Below are 16,844 nucleotides of genomic sequence, written 5' to 3' on the forward strand. Positions count from 1 at the left end.
AAAGCAGCCCCTTTGCACAGCCACTTGTCGGCTGTGCAAAGGGGCTGCTTTCATTGAGAGGAGGTAGGAAAGCAGACGGCTACACGGTAGCAACCGCTTATATTGCATTGTCGCTATTTTTATCCCTACCCCGTGAAACTACCCTCCCTCCAGCACCTGGCCGCCGAAGCGGTGCGGGTGGTGCGCCGCTTTCCACTTACCTTGCTCTGCGCGTTTGTGCTTTGCGGGGTAGGCATCTACGTCATTCATCTTGACTACAAAGAACAGCAAAAGCTGGAGTGGCTTTTCCCGGTCCTTTCCGCGGCTGGTTTAGGACTTTCGAGTACGCTGGCGGTTGCCCTAGCTACTGAGCGGTGGGGATGGCGGCCGGCGAGGCGCTGGGGGGCGCAGGTCGGAGTAGTAGCATTACTAGTTCTGTGGTACGCGCTGGCGCCCGCGCAGCCCAACCTGGAATGGGGCATGCGGCTGGCGCTGCTGTTGCTGGGCATGCACCTAGCCGTGGCCGCTGGTCCCTACCTGCCCGAACTGCGCCGCTCGGCCGATACGCCCGGCTTCTGGCGCTACAACGAAACGCTGTTTCTGCGCATTCTGCTGGCCGGCGTCTACTCTGGGGTGCTCTTCGTGGGGTGTGCGCTGGCGCTGGTCGCTATTGATAATCTGTTCGATGTCAAGCTGGATGAGCACATCTATGGCTATTTGTTTGTGACGCTGGCGACGGTGTTTAATACGTGGTTTTTCCTGGCCGGCATACCGCACAACTTTGCTGAGCTGGAGCAGACAGCCCCCTACCCAAAAGGACTGAAGCTGTTCACGCAGTTTGTGCTGCTGCCGCTGGTAGTCCTCTACCTGGTTATTCTGTACGCCTACCTGGGCCGTATTGTGGTACTCTGGACGCTGCCCAAAGGCTGGGTGTCCATCCTGATTCTGGCGTTTTCTGTGGCGGGTATCTTTGCTTTGTTGCTGATTCACCCCATCCGTCACGCCGCCGAAAACACCTGGATTCGCACGTTTGCGCGCTGGTTCTACCGGGCGCTGTTTCCGTTGCTTGGGCTGCTGGCTGTGGCCATCGGCACCCGCATCCGCGACTACGGCATCACCGAAGAACGATACTTTGTGCTGGTGTTGGCGGCGTGGCTGTTTTGCATGGCCGTGTACTTTCTGGTGCGCCGCGGCCAAGGCATCATCTGGATTCCGGCCTCGCTGGCGATGGTGGCGTTGTTGTCGGCCGCCGGACCGTGGAGCGCATTTGCCGTGGCCCAGCGCAGCCAACTGAGCCAACTGCGCGAAATCAGCGCGGAATATGGCTTGCTGAAGGATGGCAAGCTGGACGGGGCGGGGCAGCGCGTGCCGAAACTGTCGTTGCAAGTCCGGCAGCGCATTACCTCCATATTCGAGTTCTTCGCCGACCGCGAGGCTACTACGCAGCTACAGCCGTTTTTCGCAGCTTCCCTCAGTTTGCCCGACTCACTACAAAAGCAGGATGAGTGGAAGCAGCAGCAGTGGTATCAGGAGCGGCCGTTTGCGGTGAGTGGCGTGCCGCGTACCAGCCAGTATACCACTGCTAATAACGAGCAACAGACTGCCAGATTCTATAACAGCGCCGAACACCACGACTTAGGTCAAGGGCGTTACTGGCTTGGACGCGTGGAATCATACCGCTATGCTTTGCAAAAAGACAGTGTGTTAACCGAAGTTGCCACGCAAAAAGGGGCGTTCCGGTTGCGCACTCACGCCCGTGGCCGACAATTGCTGCTGGAGCAAAGGCAAGCCGACCACCGCTGGCAAACGCAGCTCACACTCTCACCTGGCACCCTAGCTGATTCATTAGCGCGTGTGTACGGTTCTGGAAACGAGGGTATAGACCGCCCATTGCACTTGCAAGCAGCCAAAGATCAAATACAGCTGCAATTATTCATACAAGACCTCACTCGTAACGAAAAGCAAGACACCATCTTCTATGAATACAGCGGCCGGGTGTTGCTGGAGGTAGGAGAAAACTGAAAGATACAGTAAGTAAAAAAAAGGCTGCTGGTAACGCACCAGCAGCCTTTTTTCATTCAAAAATCAACATTCAAAACTCAAAATTTCTCTTATTCCCACTCAATCGTAGCCGGTGGCTTGGAGCTAATATCATACACCACGCGGTTGATGCCGCGCACCTGGTTGATGATTTTGTTGCTGACCTCGGCTAGAAACTCGTAGGGGAGGTGGGCCCAGTCGGCGGTCATGCCGTCTACGCTCGTTACGGCGCGCAGGGCTACTACCTGCTCGTAGGTGCGCTCGTCGCCCATCACGCCCACGCTTTGCACGGGTAGGAGCATCACGCCGGCCTGCCATACTTTTTCGTAGAGGCCGTGCGCTTTCAGGCCATCAATGAAAATGGCATCGGCGCGTTGCAGGATGGCTACTTTTTCCGGGGTGATGTCGCCCAGGATGCGGATGCCCAGGCCGGGACCGGGGAAGGGGTGGCGGTGTAGGATGTTGTGGGGCAGGCCCAGCGCGTCGCCTACCTCGCGTACCTCGTCCTTGAACAAAGCCCGCAGCGGCTCCACAATCTTCAGGTTCATCTTTTCGGGTAGGCCGCCCACGTTGTGGTGGCTCTTGATGGTCACGGCTGGCCCCTTCACCGATACCGACTCAATCACATCGGGATAGATAGTGCCTTGTGCCAGCCAGCGGGCGCCTTCCACCTTCTGCGCCTCGCGGTCGAACACTTCAATAAACGTGCGGCCGATGGCCTTGCGCTTCTGCTCGGGGTCGGTGAGGCCAGCTAGGGCGGCGTAGAACTCCTGCGAGGCATCTACGCCGCGCACGTTCAAGCCCAGTACTTTGTAGGCCTCCAACACGCCTTCATACTCATCCTTACGCAAAAGGCCATTATCTACGAAAATACCGTGCAGGCGCGGCCCGATGGCGCGGTGCAGTAGCAACGCCGCCACTGAGGAGTCTACCCCGCCGGAAAGACCCAGAATCACCTGATCGGTTTCGCCGATGGTGTCTTGGAGGGCCGTCACCATCGCGTCCACGAAGTGCTCGGGCGTCCAGTCCTGCTGGCAGCCGCACACGTCCACCACAAAGTTCTTCATCAACTGCTTGCCGTCGGTGGAGTGTGTCACCTCGGGGTGAAACTGAATGCCGTAGGTCGATTGGCCTTCAATTTCGTAGGCAGCTACCTGCACGTCGGGGGTGCCGGCAATAGCCAGGAAACCGTCGGGTAGGGTTTTGATGGTGTCGCCGTGCGACATCCACACCTGCGAACCGGGCTCCAGGCCGTGCAGCAACCGGTGGTGCTGGTTGATATGCGTGAGACGGGCACGACCATACTCCCGGATGGTAGCGGGTAGCACCTCGCCGCCATTCTGGTGGGCCAGCAACTGCGCGCCATAGCATACGCCCAGCACCGGCACCTGGCCTAGGTAGGCGCTCAGGTCGGGGTTGGGGGCGTCGGCCTCGCGCACGGAGCAGGGCGAGCCAGAAAGCACAACGCCCCGGATATCCTCTGTGAGGAGCGGGGCGTGGGTGTAGGGATGAATCTCGCAGTAGACGTTCAGCTCGCGAATGCGTCGCGCGATGAGCTGCGTGTACTGAGAGCCAAAATCGAGGATCAGAATCTGTTCGGGCATGGGCTCAAAGGTACTGTGCAGAATGGAACGATTGTATAGCTGGCGCAGAATTTGGTAACTAATCAGAAAATAATTGATCTGTACGTAAACTGGCGTATAGGATTCCCCATGCAGGAATAATACATTTAATATCAGTTCATTGTACTACCTGCTTACCCCATTTCACATGCGTTCCTTCTCCAAGTCAATTTCCCGCCCCGCTTATCTTGTATTTTTTTTTTCTGCTCCTGTTGAGCAGCTTTAGCACGGTGCCAGTACTGGCGCAGGCCAGCCAAACTGCTCGCGCACCCTACACCCTTACGGGTAAGGTAACGACCATAGCCGGGGCGCCGCTGGCCGGAGCAACAGTACTGGTGCGCGGCGACCAGCGCGACAATACGGCCATTACCAACAAAGAAGGCATGTTTTTGCTGACCACCCGGCAACCCCAGCCCGTGCTGATCGTGAACTGTGCCGGTTACGAGGAAAACCAGGCCGACGTACCCCAAGCAGGAGAAGCGGTTGTGTCGCTGGCCCCCATCGACAAATACAAGAAGCAACTGCGCAAACAAGGCAAGAAGGCGTACAAGGACTGGAACGGCAAAGGCAAGCGCAACTAGCTATAATTAGCATTTTTTTCAGCGTGACAATCAGGCTACTGCGCGCTAAGAGGGCTTGTTGCGAAGAAAATATTGCCCTGTTGCGCAGCAAAACCGGATAGTGTGCGTATCTTTGCACCGGCGAGTCAGAACGACCAGCTCCTGCTGAACTCCCCCAGGACCGGAAGGTAGCAAGGGTAGGCGGTTGAGCGGTGCGATTTTGGCTCGCTTTTTTTTGTCCTTGCCTCAACGCCCCGTAGCGCCATACCGCGCAAACCGGTAGCTTTGGGGCATTGTTGCTTTCCGGCGGGTAGGAACAGAACGCCGCAGTGAAAGTAAGCGTATCACTGCTAGACCGGTAGAGTCAGCTATTCAGCCAGTCATTCCTCATGTACATCATCAAAGTAAAAGGCAAGGCGAAAATTCCGGATTATATCCAGCTGCGCGACGAGCAATTTGTGCTCATTGCCTACTTCCGTGCCGACCGACCCCTCAAAGACTTGCACCGCTACGGGCTAGCTGGCAAAGAAGAACCGCTGGCTGCCGTTATCGAAGGCCTCTCGTTCGGGAAGCTGCAAAAGCTGGAGGTGTAACTTGCGCAGTGTAGTAAACTGCTTTTTTTTGAACTCTCAGAGAGAGCGTTGAATACGTCTAAACGCTGTCTTTTTAACTTTTGCTTCTTATGTCCGCCGTTGTTGAGCTTCACGATGCCTATATTATGCAAGACGTTAATACCGTGTTGCAGCGCGTGACGTTCACACTGGGCAAGGGAGAGTTTGCCTACCTAGTAGGACGCACTGGTTCGGGCAAAAGCTCCCTGCTGAAAACCCTCTACGCCGACCTACCGCTAGGCGGCGGCATGGCTGCCGTGGTCGACTACCCTTTGCAGAAGTTGGCGGCCAGCAAGGTGCCCTACCTGCGCCGTAAGCTGGGTATCATTTTTCAGGATTTTCAATTGTTATTCGACCGCTCAGTGGCCGATAACCTGCTATTTGTGCTGAATGCCACCGGCTGGCGGGGCAAAGCCCGCAAGAAGCAACGCATTTCGGAAGTGCTGATGCGGGTAGGGCTGGCCAATGCGGCTGGTAAAATGCCGCATCAGCTTTCTGGAGGCGAGCAGCAGCGCGTAGTCATTGCCCGCGCCCTGCTCAACGAGCCCCTGCTATTACTGGCCGACGAGCCCACCGGCAACCTTGACCCCGACGTGGCCGACAGCATTATGCGCCTGTTCGTGGAAATCAACAATGCTGGTACGGCCGTGCTCATGGCTACGCACAACTACCAGATTATTCAGCAATACCCGCGCCGTGTGCTGCGCTGCCAAGACGGCCAGCTGCTAGATTCTACGACTGCTGCTTTTCAAACAGGGGAGTAGGCGAAAAAAAAATTCTTACTTCTTAATTTTTAATTGAAATCCAGCCTGTCTATCTTGATTCCGGTGTATAACCGGGCGGTGGCGCCGCTGGTAGAGCAGCTGCGTATGCATCTGCCCGATTGGGACGGACCAGTCGAGATATGCCTGCTGGACGATGCCTCCCGACCCGAAATTCAGGCTGAAAACCGCCCATTGGGGTTACTGCCCAACGTGCGCTACAACGAGCTTCCGCGCAACGTAGGCCGCGCGGCCATCCGCAACCAGTTGGCCGCCGCTGCCCGCCACGAGTGGCTATTGATGCTCGACAATGATGTTCTGCTACCCGATGCACAGTTTCTGACCCGCTACGACGACACCCGGGCATTGGCGTCGGTGGTGGTAGGCGGTATCACCTGCGCCACTAGTCTGCCCACCGAGCCCACCTTGCGTCTGCGTTGGTACTACACCCAGCAGCGGGAAGCGCTGCCCGCCGCCCGCCGCCGCTTGTTACCGCCGGCCCAGCTTATTCCGAGCAATCTGCTTATTCGGGCCGAAGTGTTCCGGCTATTCGGTTTCGATGAAGCCCTGACCCGCTACGGCCACGAGGACAGCAAGCTGGGGTGGCAGCTGGCTCAGGCCGGCATCTCCATTCATCACCTCGACAACCCCGTGGTGCACGACGGGCTGGACCCGGCACCTGAATTTCTGCGCAAGTCGCGGGCAGCGGTTTATAACCTGGTACTGCTGTACCACAAAGATGGGGTAGGGGCCGATAGTCAGTTGCTACGCACGGCTCTACGCTTGCAACGGGTAGGCCTGCGCCGGCCAGTAGCTGCCTTACTTCGGCGCCTACGCTCCTATCTGCACGCCAACCTATGCTCGGCCACGCCCCGCCTAGTGTATTTCGATCTGCTAAAGCTGTATTGGGTGCTACAAGAGTTGACCAGGGTGGAGAAAGCAAGACACAAAAAAAGGCCGGCTGCATAAGCAGCCGGCCCTTCAGGACTTAGCAAAAGAAAACGAACTATTCGTTTTCTTTACCATTAAACACGCCTTTCACGGCACCGCCTACGGCTTTACCGGCTTTGGCTGCTCCTTGGCCAATATCCTTACCCACTTCTTTGGCGCCTTGGCCAACATCTTTGCCTACTTTGGCTGCGCCTTGCCCAATGTCCTTGCCTGTTTCCTTAGCACCATGCGCTACGTCTTCGGCCGTGTTAGCTACCGCGTTGGCACCTTGCTCCGCTCGGATTTTGGTTTTATCCACTGACTTGAAGGCCGCGTATTTGCCTTTTTCCTCGGCAATCTGACGCTTATCGGCAGCCGAAATTTGGTCTTTAATTTGGTCGTAACGGGCGTCCATGGCACGCCAGTCAGCGTTGATGTTGTTCCAATCGTCGATATCGTAGCTGGACTTATTACGGTCCACCATGTTTACGAAGGCGTTATACTTCGCTTGGGCATTTTGCGGCGTCATCACAGCAATTTCCGACGTCATGGGCTTGTAATATTTGCCCATTTTAACGCTTGTACCATCGGTCGCCACGGTAGCACTACCATCGGCAGATACGGCGGGGCGGCTGGTCCAGGCGGTCGTGCGGGCATCCGAAGCCGTGGTGTAGCGGCTACGCAGCTGGTCGAGCTCCTGCTTGCGCTGGTCGTCGTAGCTGTCGGCGTAGCGGTCTACAGCGGCTACTTTGGTATCGTAATCGGCTTTCAGTTGTGCAGTTTCGCGCTCATAGTCGGCTTCGGTTTCGTTGGCAACGTTTTGCGCTTTCATCTCCGTTTCGTCAACGAAGCTTTTGAAATCGTTATAGGCTTGGTCGCTTTCCTGCGACACTTCTTTCTGTTGGTTCTCGGTGCAGCTAACCTGCGTGAACGTAAGGCCGCCCAGCAATAGGCTGGCAGCGAGAGCAGAGGTGGAGAAAGTTCTTTTCAGCATAGGAGTGAGGGTTGCGGCTCAGTCGCCTGGTAGGGTGCTGAACCCGATGGGATTAGCTAATTTTAACGCTGATAGATAGATAAGGGTTGCGAATAGACGAGACACAGGCGTGTCGGTGGCTGGCTGATCGTCACTAACTTGCCAGCTATGCTACCGATTCACTTTCTGGACCTCGCGGCCCAACACGCGCCCTTGCAACCTGCTCTGCTCGCCGCGTGCCAGCGGGTGCTAACGGCAGGCGATTTCATCCAGGGAAACGAGGTAGCAGCCTTTGCCAGCGAGCTAAGCCAGCAGCTGGAAGGGGCCGCGGTAGTCCCCTGCGCCAATGGCACCGACGCCCTGCAACTGGCCCTGATGAGCCTACAACTCCCGCCCGGCGCGGAGGTCATTGTGCCGGCTTTCACTTACGTGGCTACCCTGGAAGCCGCCGCCGTGCTGGGCCTACACCCAGTGGTAGCCGATGTGCTGCCCGGCACGTTCAATCTAGATCCAGCAGTTGTAGCGTCGGCCCTCACGCCCCGCACGGGTGCCATCGTGGCGGTGCACCTGTTTGGGCAATGCGCCAACCTGGAAGCACTACGGGCACTAGCCGACCAACATGGGGTAGCCTTGCTTGAAGACAATGCGCAGGCCCTTGGCGCTGCCTACATGTTCGGCAATGGGCAGGTGCGGCCGGCCGGTACGGTAGGGGAGGTAGGGACCGCATCGTTTTTCCCCAGTAAAAACCTTGGGGGCTTTGGCGACGGGGGCGCCTTATTCACCCACGACACGGCACGGGCTGAGTTGCTACGGCAGCTTGCCAACCACGGCCAGGTGCGCAAGTATCACCACCAACACATTGGCCTCAACTCCCGCCTCGATACGCTGCAAGCGGCGCTGCTGCGCGTGAAGCTGCCCTACCTTGCCACCTGGACTACTGCCCGCCAGCGGATAGCCGCCCGCTACGATGCGATTTTCGCGGATATGCCGGGGATAAATCCGCCTGCCCGCGACCCACAGAGTACGCATACCTTCCACCAATACGTCATCACCCTACCCACCGAAACCCACCGCGACCAGCTGCGGGCCTACCTGCACCTGCATGGCGTGCCCACGGCGGTGTACTATCCGTTGCCAGTGCATCAGCAGCCAGCCTATGCTTACCTGGGCTACTACACAGGGCAGTTTCCGGTAGCAGAACAACTATGCCGCACGGTGCTGGCGCTACCCGTGCACCCTACCCTGACGGAAGAGCAGGTAGACTATATTGCCGAAACGGTTCAGGCTGGGTTACCGGAAGGACATACGCCGGATTAAGCGTAAAAATGGTTAGGCAACCGTGGTGGCGTTATCAAGAGGGCATTTACTTAATTGTAACGCTCGTGCTTTCAAGCGTAGTAGTAGGGTATGCTGGGTGGTTCTATCAACACGCAATGCCTGTTTGGAACGCAACACCTCACTGTAGTATGGCCTTGCTCATACCATTTATGATGCTGTTGCTCGTGCTTTGGGTGCTGCCTTTTTGCGGGTGGCTAGTAGCCTTGGTACGTCGTCGGTTAGCCGGGAAGCCGCTAACGGCCTGGGGAGTAGTGGCTTTTTGGGGTAGTCTGCTGCCGATCATTTACTTGGGGTATTGGGCACTGTTGATTTGAGAAGTGAACATAAGTGAAGCAGAATAAGAGAGAAGCGTAGTGAGTGGAGCTGGCACCATTTTTTCTTTGCTTCGTACTACTCACCTCTCTTTAGTCCTCTTTTCTTTTTCGCAATGCGCCGTTCTTTCCTTAAGCTCTGGTTGCCTCTCTCCATCGTTTCGGCGGTAGCAGTTGCTGCCGTCAATCAGCCCAAACAGGGTTTTATTTTGCTGCCTGTTCAGCAAGATATTGCACTAGGCGCCCAGGTAGCTCAGCAAACCGACTCCACTTACCGCGCCAAGGGCCAACTGCTGGAGCGCAGCAAAAACAAACGCGCCTATCAATTGCTGGATGGCGTTGTGAATCGCGTGCTCGATAATGGCAACCTCAAGTACCGCAAGCAGTTCCCGTGGGATGTGCAAATTATCAAGGACGACGCCACGCAGAATGCCTTTGCCACGCCTGGCGGCCACATCTACGTGTTTTCGGGGCTTATTAAATTCCTTGACAACGAAAATCAGCTGGCGGGCGTGCTGGGCCACGAAATTGCGCACGCCGACCGGCGCCACAGCATTCAGCAATTGCAGCAGCAGTTCGGTATCAGCTTACTGTCTAATATTTTGCTAGGTAAGAATCCGGGGCAGCTGGCGCAGATTGCCGCCGGGCTAGGCCAGCTGCGCTTCAGCCGGGGCTTCGAGACGGAAGCGGATAAGTATTCCACTATCTATCTCAACGGCACGCGTTATTACTCCTGCGATGGTGCGGCGGGCTTTTTCATTAAAGCCGAAAAGCAAGGCGGCAGCAGCACGCCCGAGTTTTTGAGCACTCACCCCAACCCCGGCTCACGCGTCACCAACATTCAGAAAAGCGCCCAGCAGCTTGGTTGCACAGGCAAAACCGTGAGCAACAGCAACTTCCTAGAATTGCAGAAGCTACTGTAAGCAGCTGCTCAGTTTGCGGTCATTCATTCTATGGGTAGTAGACATTTGTCAACAGGGTAGCCGCAAAAATGTGGGGTAGGGCCGAGCGTGCAAAACCCCACGTTTTTTTGCAGCTTGCGGCTCTTTCGCTTCTTTCCCAAACCCCGTTGGCTGAATCTCTTGCCGCCGTCCGTTTCGCTGTTTGTGGAGTGGGGCACATCGGCCGCCGCCATGCGGCGCTGGTTGCCCGACAGACCGGTGCGCAATTGGTTGCCCTCATCGATATCGATCCGGCCTTGTCGGCCTCGATAGCGGCTGAGTTTCCCGACGTACCGTTTTTCGCGTCGCTGGATGCCTACCTGGCGGTCGGCCCCGCTGCCGATGTGCTGACCATAGCTACGCCTAATCACCTGCACGCACCGCAGGCGCTGGCTGGTTTGCAGCACGGTTTGCACGTGGTGGTAGAAAAGCCCCTGGCTCTGCACGCCGTCGATGCCCAGGCAGTGGTAGATGCCGCCACTCGGGTAGGCCGGTTGGCTTTTGGGGTGATGCAGAACCGCTACTCGCCCCCTGCCCGCTGGCTGAAACAGATCTACGAGGAAGGTCGCCTTGGGCAGATATACCTCGTGCAGATCAACTGCTTCTGGAACCGCGACGCCCGCTATTACCAGCCTAGCAGCTGGCGCGGCACGCAGGCGCAGGATGGCGGCACGCTGTTCACGCAGTTCAGCCACTTCGTAGACTTGCTCTATTGGGTGTTCGGCGACATCACCAACATCGCGGCCCGCTTTCACGATTTCAACCATCAAACGCTCACAGAGTTCGAAGACTCGGGGCTGGTGACGTTTGACTTGGTGCGCGGTGGCGCGGGCACTTTGCAATACAGCACGGCCGTGTGGGACCAGAACCTGGAAAGCTCCCTGACCGTGGTAGCCGAGCACGGTAGCGTACGCCTGGGTGGCCAGTATCTGGATCAGGTGGCTGCCTGTCACCTGCGCAATTATGAGTTGCCCCCATTGCCGCCTACTAATCCAGCCAACCACTACGGCACCTACCAGGGTAGCGCCGCTAACCACGTGCAAGTAATTGACGACATCGTGCAGGCAGTAAAGCATCCCGCCGATGTGGTGACAAACGCCTCGGATGGCGTAAAAGTAGTGGAGATAATAGAGCGCATCTACCAGTTGCGAGGGTAGAGCGCCACGGCCCGCGCAGGTCCGCGTCCGTATATAGCCAGAGAACCCAACGGACGGCTATATGACGATAACGCCCTACGAACAGCAAGTCTACGCCGAGCTGCAAGCGTGGCAGAAACGGATGCAACGGCCGCCCTCCTGGCTGAACCGACTAACGCACCGTGTACAAACCCGGCTGAATGGCCTGTTGCCCGAGCGCGTGCATCAGGCTGTGACAGCCACCATCAAGCACATGGTGCGCGGCGTGTTGGCGGGCTCTACCTACATCACGCGTCGGCCCTTGCTGGCGGCCTCTTTGCAGGAGCGGGAAACGGTGGTAGATAAGCGCATTCGGCATTATCGCCACGCGGCTACCGTGGAAGGCGCTGCCACGGGCGCCGGCGGATTTTTGCTTGGGCTAGCCGATTTTCCGTTGCTGTTGGGGATTAAGCTGAAGCTGTTGTTCGATATAGCAGCATTCTACGGGCACGATGTACGTGCGTACCCCGAGCGACTCTACCTACTCCATATCTTTCAGCTCACGTTTTCCAGTCAGCATACGCGCAACGCAGTGTATCGCCGGCTGGCCGATTGGGATGCGTATGCGAAAACGCTACCACCTACAGCGGCTGAGTTCGATTGGCGTACGTTTCAGCAGGAGTACCGGGATTATATTGATTTGGCCAAGCTGGCACAGCTGCTTCCGGTGGTAGGGGCTGCGGTGGGCGCAGTTGCTAACTATAAACTCTTAGAACAGCTGGGGAGCACGGCTCGTAACTGCTACCGCCTGCGTTGGTTGAAGGAGCTAGAGAGCCAGCCGCTGACTAGCGCGGGCAAGGGCCAGCCGATACATCGGCTTCAATCTGATTGAGTAAGCACTGATAAATGGCGGCCACTGTATCAGGCCAGCCAGGGCGCCCTACCATCTGCTGCGCCTGCTGGCGCAGGATGGCCTCTAAATAAATTTCATTTTGGAACAGATTTTCTACGGCTGGTTTGGACTGGGCCACGAGAGTGCTTTTTTTATGAGGCCTATACCTACGAAGTAGAAGTTATAGGTGGATTTACTAGTGGTATAAAATTTTGTCTTCTGCATTAGAATGGAACAAAAAAGTAAAAGGCTGCATCTGCGGGTAAATTCTGCCTATTACTTGTTTTATTCTACTGTTATATTGCTTTATTGCACGCAAGCGCGAAACAAAACTTGTATTAAAGGCCTGCCTTTTGCTCTGATCCTGAAAAGAGGCGATAATCAAATTATTCTAAACGTGTTTACTGCTCTCCGCTACTTTTCTCACCCTACATCCACCCTATGCATCTACAGTTACTCGCTACTACATCAGCCCTTTCTGTTTTCCACGATGTGAAGAATGATTGGTTGTACTTGGATTGGCAAGGCGACCTGACCCGAAAATCGGTTCAGGAGGGCTGCATAGCCGTGGCACGGTGCTTTCTGCGGAAAAACTACGTGCGCGTGCTCAATGATAATACCAGCGTTACCAGCCTGTCGCCGGAAGTGGCCTCGTGGTTGGCAACGGAGTGCCTACCACGCATAAAGCTGTCCACCATCGAATACCTTGCCTGGACGTACTCGCCCAACATAGAAACGCAGTTCTGGACTAACGTTGCTATGTATCAGATAGATGGCCCTGTGGTGGTCACGTTCGATGATGTAGAGTCGGCGTATGCCTGGCTGCGAGAGGTAAAGTTTCGCTCTCCTGGGTCGCTTTCTGCATCTGCACTCTCGGGGGTAGCTGTATAATAAGACGCGGCAACTTCTTACTATCCGTTTTCCTGCTACCCCGGAAAGTCGGTGAAAGATGCTACGGGCACCGGCGTTGCACCGGCATGCAGTACCTGCACTTGCTCGCCGCAGGCTACCAGGGCGGCGTTGGCCAGACCCAAAAACAGCCCGTGTTCTACCAGGCCAGGAATAGTCTTGAGTTGCGTGGCGAGCTGTTGTGGGTCGCTGATCTGATTAAAGTGGCAGTCTACCAACAAGTTGCCCTGGTCGGAAAGCACGTGTTGCGTGGTGTCGGTTTTACTGACGCGCACCACAGGGTTGGCACCTAGCTCCGCCACGGCATCCATCACCCAGGGTAGGGCAAACGGCACCACTTCCAAGGGAAGCGGAAACTTGCCCAACTGCGACACCGCTTTCGACGAATCGGCTACGATCAGGAGGTAGTTGGAGGCCGTAGCCAATACTTTCTCGCGGAGCAGAGCCCCGCCGCCGCCTTTAATCAGGCGCAACTGTGGGTCCAGTTCATCGGCCCCATCCACTGTCAGGTCGAAGCGCATGCCGCGTTGGGGCGGCACCAGCGGAATGCCTACTTCGCGGGCCAGGGCCGCGCTGGCTTCGGAGGTAGCTGTGGCCTGCACGCGCAACTGGCCGGTGCGCATTGCCTCACCCAGTGCCCGAATGAAAGGCGCCGCCGTGCTACCTGTGCCCAGGCCTACCAGCATGCCGTCGCGCACCCAACGGAGGGCAGCAGTAGCGGCGGCTTGTTTTTCCAGTTCTTGCAGGGTAGGCGTAGTAGACATGGCGGTTGATGAGATGAAAGGGTAGGGCGAAGGTAATGAGTGCCTATCCGATTAAGAAATGACAGAGTAGAAGAGTAGTATTTCAGAAGAAGCGAAGCATCGCATTCCAGATAAAATAGGAATGAAAGAGCGGCTGAACACCGCAAAACTCAGCGGCCGCGCAGCTTGCGTAGCCACGGCCCGGCCTCCGGCACCAAGCCCAGTGCCAATAACAAGCCCCCATACAGCCCCGTGAGCACCGCAGAGCGCAAGAGCATCGTGAGGAGGTAGGAATGCACGAAAGGCACCGCCCACGCCGCTGCGCCAGCTGTTACCGCAACCACGAGAACCCCAGCAATTCGCCATGTAAATGGTTGCATACGGTAGCTATGCCACACAAACCATGTGCGCGCCAGGTTGATACTCGCCAAGGAAAGTAGGGCCGCCATTGCCGCGCCTGTCAGCCCGAAGCGAGGAATTAGCAACAGGTTCAACCCCACAGTGGCGAGTGCCAGCGACGCGTTGAAAATCAAATCATAACGGTAGCGCGGGGAGGTGACGACAATTAGTCCATTGAGGCCCGTGATACTGTCTAATAGTCGACCTCCCAAGAGTAGGAGCACCGCTACCGTGCCCGCTGCGTAGGCTGGCCGGTGGATCAAGTGGTAAATAAAGTCCAAGTTCAGGCCGATGCCCAACGCCAACCAGCAGCCCAGCACCGTGAGCAAGCGCGTGGTGTTGCGGTAGAAGGCCGCCATGCGCGGTAGGTCCTCGTCTTTCCAGTAATCGGCCAGCAGGGGAAACGCAATCTTGTTGAGCGCCCGCGAAGGAATAACCAACGCAATGCTGATGTTGCTGGCAATGGCGTAAATGCCTGCCGCTGCCAAACTTTCCTTGGAGCCCAGCATTAGCGCATCAATGGTGGTGATAACGGTGCCAGAAATATTCGAGAGCAGCGCAAACGCCCCAAAACCCAACAGCTCGCGCACTGGCCGCACGTGCAGTACCTCCCGCGTAGGCTGCAAATGCAGCTCCCCAATATAGGCAAGGTAGGCCGTTAGTAGCAGCGTAAGTCCGCTATTCACCCCCAGATAAGCCAGTACAAACTGCGGAAAGGAAAGGTAGCCCAACCCAAACAGCAAGGCTACGCCCGCAATTAGCACGCGCAGCAGCACCTCCTGCAAAAACGACGAAAACGCTGTATGGTACAGTCCTTTCAGGTAGGCGTCCTGCAAGGAATAGAGCAGCGTGAAGAGGGCTAGTACGGCTATCCAGGGGTAGTAAGTGGCTATGGCGGCTCGTTCGGTGTAGAGGCTGAGCAGCAGCGGCTTGCCGAGAAAAAACAACGCCGTCATCACCCCAAAGCCCAGCAACGGTACACCCAGCAGCAACGGTAGAAAGCCGTGGTGGCGCCGCTCGGCATCTCGGAAATAGGGGAAGAACCGGATGCCCGCACTGGCAAATCCGAAGGCCGAGAGCTGGGCGTAAATGGTGGCGATGCTCACCAGTACCTGCGTGAGGCCCAACTGCCCCGGCTCCAGAAACCGTGGCAGCAGAAACGTGGTGTTCACGAACCCCAGCCCTAGCCCGAAGTAGGAAATGATAGTATTACGCAGCCCCTGCCGCCGAACGATACCCAAAGCGGTGAAATGGTGAAATGTAGGGGCGCCTACAAGGCGCCTCTCGTTGCTGATGTGTGGTTGATACGGTAGGCGCAGACATGCAGCGGCGGGCGCCTGCAAGGCGCCCCTACATGGCTGTATTCACCTCCGTGCCCGTCAGGAAGGCGGCGCCCCGGCTGCGAAGGTAGCGCATCAACTCGTGGAACTGGCGCGGGCCATTGTGCGTGTTGGCCGGGTCGAAGTTTTGGTTGTGCCAGAGCACCGTGCACACCCCGCCAAACAGTTCTATTTCCAGAAGCATCGGAATCAGCGCGGGTAATACTTCGTCGGGGGACAGTTGGAGGTAGCGCGGGTGATGGAGCGTGGTGTCCATCACGTTGAGGGGGATTTCGAGGAAGCGAGAGGTTTCACTGGACTGAAAATTGAACGGATGAAAGGGTAGGCAACACGAATTACGAAAGCCGAAATGCTCGGCAAAACCCAAGGTCGAATCATACTCAAACACGACATCCTCCAGCAAAGCGGGTGTCATGCGCGGTTCCCAACTCAAATAGTGGAAGCGAATGGCAGGAAATGCCCGGTTAATAGGCAGCACCGATGTTTCCTCCATCACCCGACGCGCATCAGTACTGGTGCCAATACTGCCGTGCAATTGTATTTCGGCACCTGTTGCAGCTAGCCGTTGCAACTGAGGTAGATGCCGCTGAATGCTATAATCAGCATTGGGCGTGCCATCAGCCGCTTCGCGGTGTTCGGTGAGAAAAAAAAACGTGCTTTTGGCCCCATATGCCGCCACGGCCTTTTGTACTTCTTCTAAATTGTCCCAGGCATCTTTGCGGGTGAAATGCCGCCACAGCTGCCGCCCAAAACCCAGCCAGTCGCGGCGTTGCCAGGCGGCTTTGGCGGGCGCTTTCCAGGCGCTGTAGAGGTTATCAACGTCATGAGTGATGCAGGCGGCGAAGGGTGCATTATTAGCCCAGCGGCGCGGGGGTAGGGACTGGCCGGTTGCGTGCTCCACGGCCGTTTTTAGCACGTCGAAGTAGTAGTTCACTACCGGCACCGTCACGAAATCATACTGCTTCTGCACGCTGGCCGCGTAGGGAAAACGGCCATGCTGGTCGCGCTCCTCGGAGTGGTATTCCTGCCAACCGCTGAGTAGGTAGAACGCCGCCGAAATAATATCTGCATAGATGATGGCGCAGCCATCGGGTAGCAGCTCCAATAGCGGTTTTTCGGGGTTTGGGTCGAAGAAAAAGGGAATCTTGCGGCCTAACCACTTGCGGTAATTGGGGGCGGTAGGGTAGGGCTGTTGGTGCTCGAAGAAGCTATTGGAGGCCTCCGTTACAGTTAGTTGAGGTTGAGTGTCTTCGTAGCCAATGCTGATGTGCGGTAGCGTGGGGTAGGCCATGCGCAGATGCCGCAGTACATAAGTCACCCGCGCTGTTTGGGAAACGAAAGTGGCGTTGGGAAGCGGCCGTGTGGGGACGATAGGCATCA

17 protein-coding genes and 1 other RNA gene are annotated in these 16,844 nt (G+C 56.8%); 12 read left to right on the top strand and 6 right to left on the bottom strand.

Annotation, left to right across the window (positions count from 1 at the left end; translation table 11 throughout):
* The first annotated feature begins 132 nt into the window (after positions 1-132).
* Positions 133-2,001, top strand: coding sequence for a DUF4153 domain-containing protein (locus F1C16_RS04670; protein WP_185283202.1), 1,869 nt, complete (start codon positions 133-135; stop codon positions 1,999-2,001).
* A gap of 89 nt (positions 2,002-2,090) precedes the next feature.
* Here F1C16_RS04670 and guaA read toward each other — a convergent pair whose 3' ends face one another.
* Positions 2,091-3,623, bottom strand: coding sequence for a glutamine-hydrolyzing GMP synthase (guaA, locus tag F1C16_RS04675; RefSeq protein ID WP_185283203.1), 1,533 nt, complete (start codon positions 3,621-3,623; stop codon positions 2,091-2,093).
* Between the two features lie 206 nt (positions 3,624-3,829).
* Here guaA and F1C16_RS04680 point away from each other — a divergent pair, with 206 nt between their 5' ends.
* The 5 genes from F1C16_RS04680 to F1C16_RS04700 all read left to right on the top strand — a co-directional run bounded on the left by F1C16_RS04680 (position 3,830) and on the right by F1C16_RS04700 (position 6,542).
* Complete coding sequence (locus F1C16_RS04680) at positions 3,830-4,222, top strand: carboxypeptidase regulatory-like domain-containing protein (protein WP_185283204.1); 393 nt, start codon at positions 3,830-3,832, stop codon at positions 4,220-4,222.
* 117 nt (positions 4,223-4,339) lie between these two features.
* An RNA gene (gene ffs, locus F1C16_RS04685) (signal recognition particle sRNA small type) lies at positions 4,340-4,436 on the top strand.
* Between the two features lie 154 nt (positions 4,437-4,590).
* Complete coding sequence (locus F1C16_RS04690) at positions 4,591-4,794, top strand: fructose-6-phosphate aldolase (RefSeq protein WP_185283205.1); 204 nt, start codon at positions 4,591-4,593, stop codon at positions 4,792-4,794.
* Between the two features lie 89 nt (positions 4,795-4,883).
* Positions 4,884-5,576 (top strand): cell division ATP-binding protein FtsE, encoded by a 693-nt coding sequence (locus F1C16_RS04695; RefSeq protein WP_185283206.1) that lies wholly within the window; start codon positions 4,884-4,886, stop codon positions 5,574-5,576.
* A gap of 33 nt (positions 5,577-5,609) precedes the next feature.
* Positions 5,610-6,542, top strand: coding sequence for a glycosyltransferase family 2 protein (locus F1C16_RS04700; protein ID WP_185283207.1), 933 nt, complete (start codon positions 5,610-5,612; stop codon positions 6,540-6,542).
* A 37-nt stretch (positions 6,543-6,579) separates the two neighbouring features.
* Here F1C16_RS04700 and F1C16_RS04705 read toward each other — a convergent pair whose 3' ends face one another.
* Positions 6,580-7,497, bottom strand: a complete 918-nt coding sequence (locus F1C16_RS04705) for a DUF6565 domain-containing protein (RefSeq protein WP_185283208.1) — start codon at positions 7,495-7,497, stop codon at positions 6,580-6,582.
* 147 nt (positions 7,498-7,644) lie between these two features.
* Here F1C16_RS04705 and F1C16_RS04710 point away from each other — a divergent pair, with 147 nt between their 5' ends.
* The 5 genes from F1C16_RS04710 to F1C16_RS04730 all read left to right on the top strand — a co-directional run bounded on the left by F1C16_RS04710 (position 7,645) and on the right by F1C16_RS04730 (position 12,073).
* Positions 7,645-8,793: a DegT/DnrJ/EryC1/StrS aminotransferase family protein gene (locus F1C16_RS04710; RefSeq protein WP_185283209.1), complete on the top strand. Its 1,149-nt coding sequence runs from the start codon at positions 7,645-7,647 to the stop codon at positions 8,791-8,793.
* Positions 8,794-8,942: 149 nt separating this feature from the next.
* Positions 8,943-9,128, top strand: a complete 186-nt coding sequence (locus tag F1C16_RS04715) for a hypothetical protein (RefSeq protein ID WP_185283210.1) — start codon at positions 8,943-8,945, stop codon at positions 9,126-9,128.
* 113 nt (positions 9,129-9,241) lie between these two features.
* The gene (locus F1C16_RS04720) at positions 9,242-10,048 is read left to right on the top strand and encodes a M48 family metalloprotease (protein WP_185283211.1); all 807 of its coding nucleotides are present in this window, start codon (positions 9,242-9,244) and stop codon (positions 10,046-10,048) included.
* Between the two features lie 146 nt (positions 10,049-10,194).
* On the top strand, positions 10,195-11,223 hold the full coding sequence (locus F1C16_RS04725; protein WP_258049028.1) for a Gfo/Idh/MocA family protein: 1,029 nt from the start codon (positions 10,195-10,197) through the stop codon (positions 11,221-11,223).
* A 61-nt stretch (positions 11,224-11,284) separates the two neighbouring features.
* A complete protein-coding gene (locus F1C16_RS04730; RefSeq protein WP_308461648.1) occupies positions 11,285-12,073 on the top strand; it encodes an EcsC family protein in 789 nt (262 codons plus the stop codon).
* Here the strand turns inward: F1C16_RS04730 and F1C16_RS04735 are convergent.
* Positions 12,027-12,212 (bottom strand): hypothetical protein, encoded by a 186-nt coding sequence (locus F1C16_RS04735; protein WP_185283213.1) that lies wholly within the window; start codon positions 12,210-12,212, stop codon positions 12,027-12,029. The genes F1C16_RS04730 and F1C16_RS04735 overlap by 47 nt on opposite strands.
* A 302-nt stretch (positions 12,213-12,514) precedes the next feature.
* On the opposite strand from F1C16_RS04735, the gene F1C16_RS04740 reads away from it, so the two are divergent.
* Positions 12,515-12,964: a hypothetical protein gene (locus F1C16_RS04740; protein WP_185283214.1), complete on the top strand. Its 450-nt coding sequence runs from the start codon at positions 12,515-12,517 to the stop codon at positions 12,962-12,964.
* A gap of 35 nt (positions 12,965-12,999) precedes the next feature.
* On the opposite strand, the gene rpiA is transcribed toward F1C16_RS04740, so the two are convergent.
* The 3 genes from rpiA to F1C16_RS04755 all read right to left on the bottom strand — a co-directional run bounded on the left by rpiA (position 13,000) and on the right by F1C16_RS04755 (position 16,842).
* Positions 13,000-13,746 (bottom strand): ribose-5-phosphate isomerase RpiA, encoded by a 747-nt coding sequence (rpiA, locus tag F1C16_RS04745; protein WP_185283215.1) that lies wholly within the window; start codon positions 13,744-13,746, stop codon positions 13,000-13,002.
* A gap of 149 nt (positions 13,747-13,895) precedes the next feature.
* A complete protein-coding gene (locus F1C16_RS04750; protein WP_185283216.1) occupies positions 13,896-15,365 on the bottom strand; it encodes a lipopolysaccharide biosynthesis protein in 1,470 nt (489 codons plus the stop codon).
* A gap of 109 nt (positions 15,366-15,474) precedes the next feature.
* Positions 15,475-16,842 carry a DUF7033 domain-containing protein gene (locus F1C16_RS04755; RefSeq protein ID WP_185283217.1) on the bottom strand — a complete coding sequence of 456 codons (1,368 nt, stop codon included), beginning with the start codon at positions 16,840-16,842 and terminating at the stop codon, positions 15,475-15,477.
* Positions 16,843-16,844 lie beyond the last annotated feature (2 nt).

It is taken from the genome of Hymenobacter sp. NBH84 (genome assembly GCF_014217645.1).
Lineage (GTDB): Bacteria > Bacteroidota > Bacteroidia > Cytophagales > Hymenobacteraceae > Hymenobacter > Hymenobacter profundi.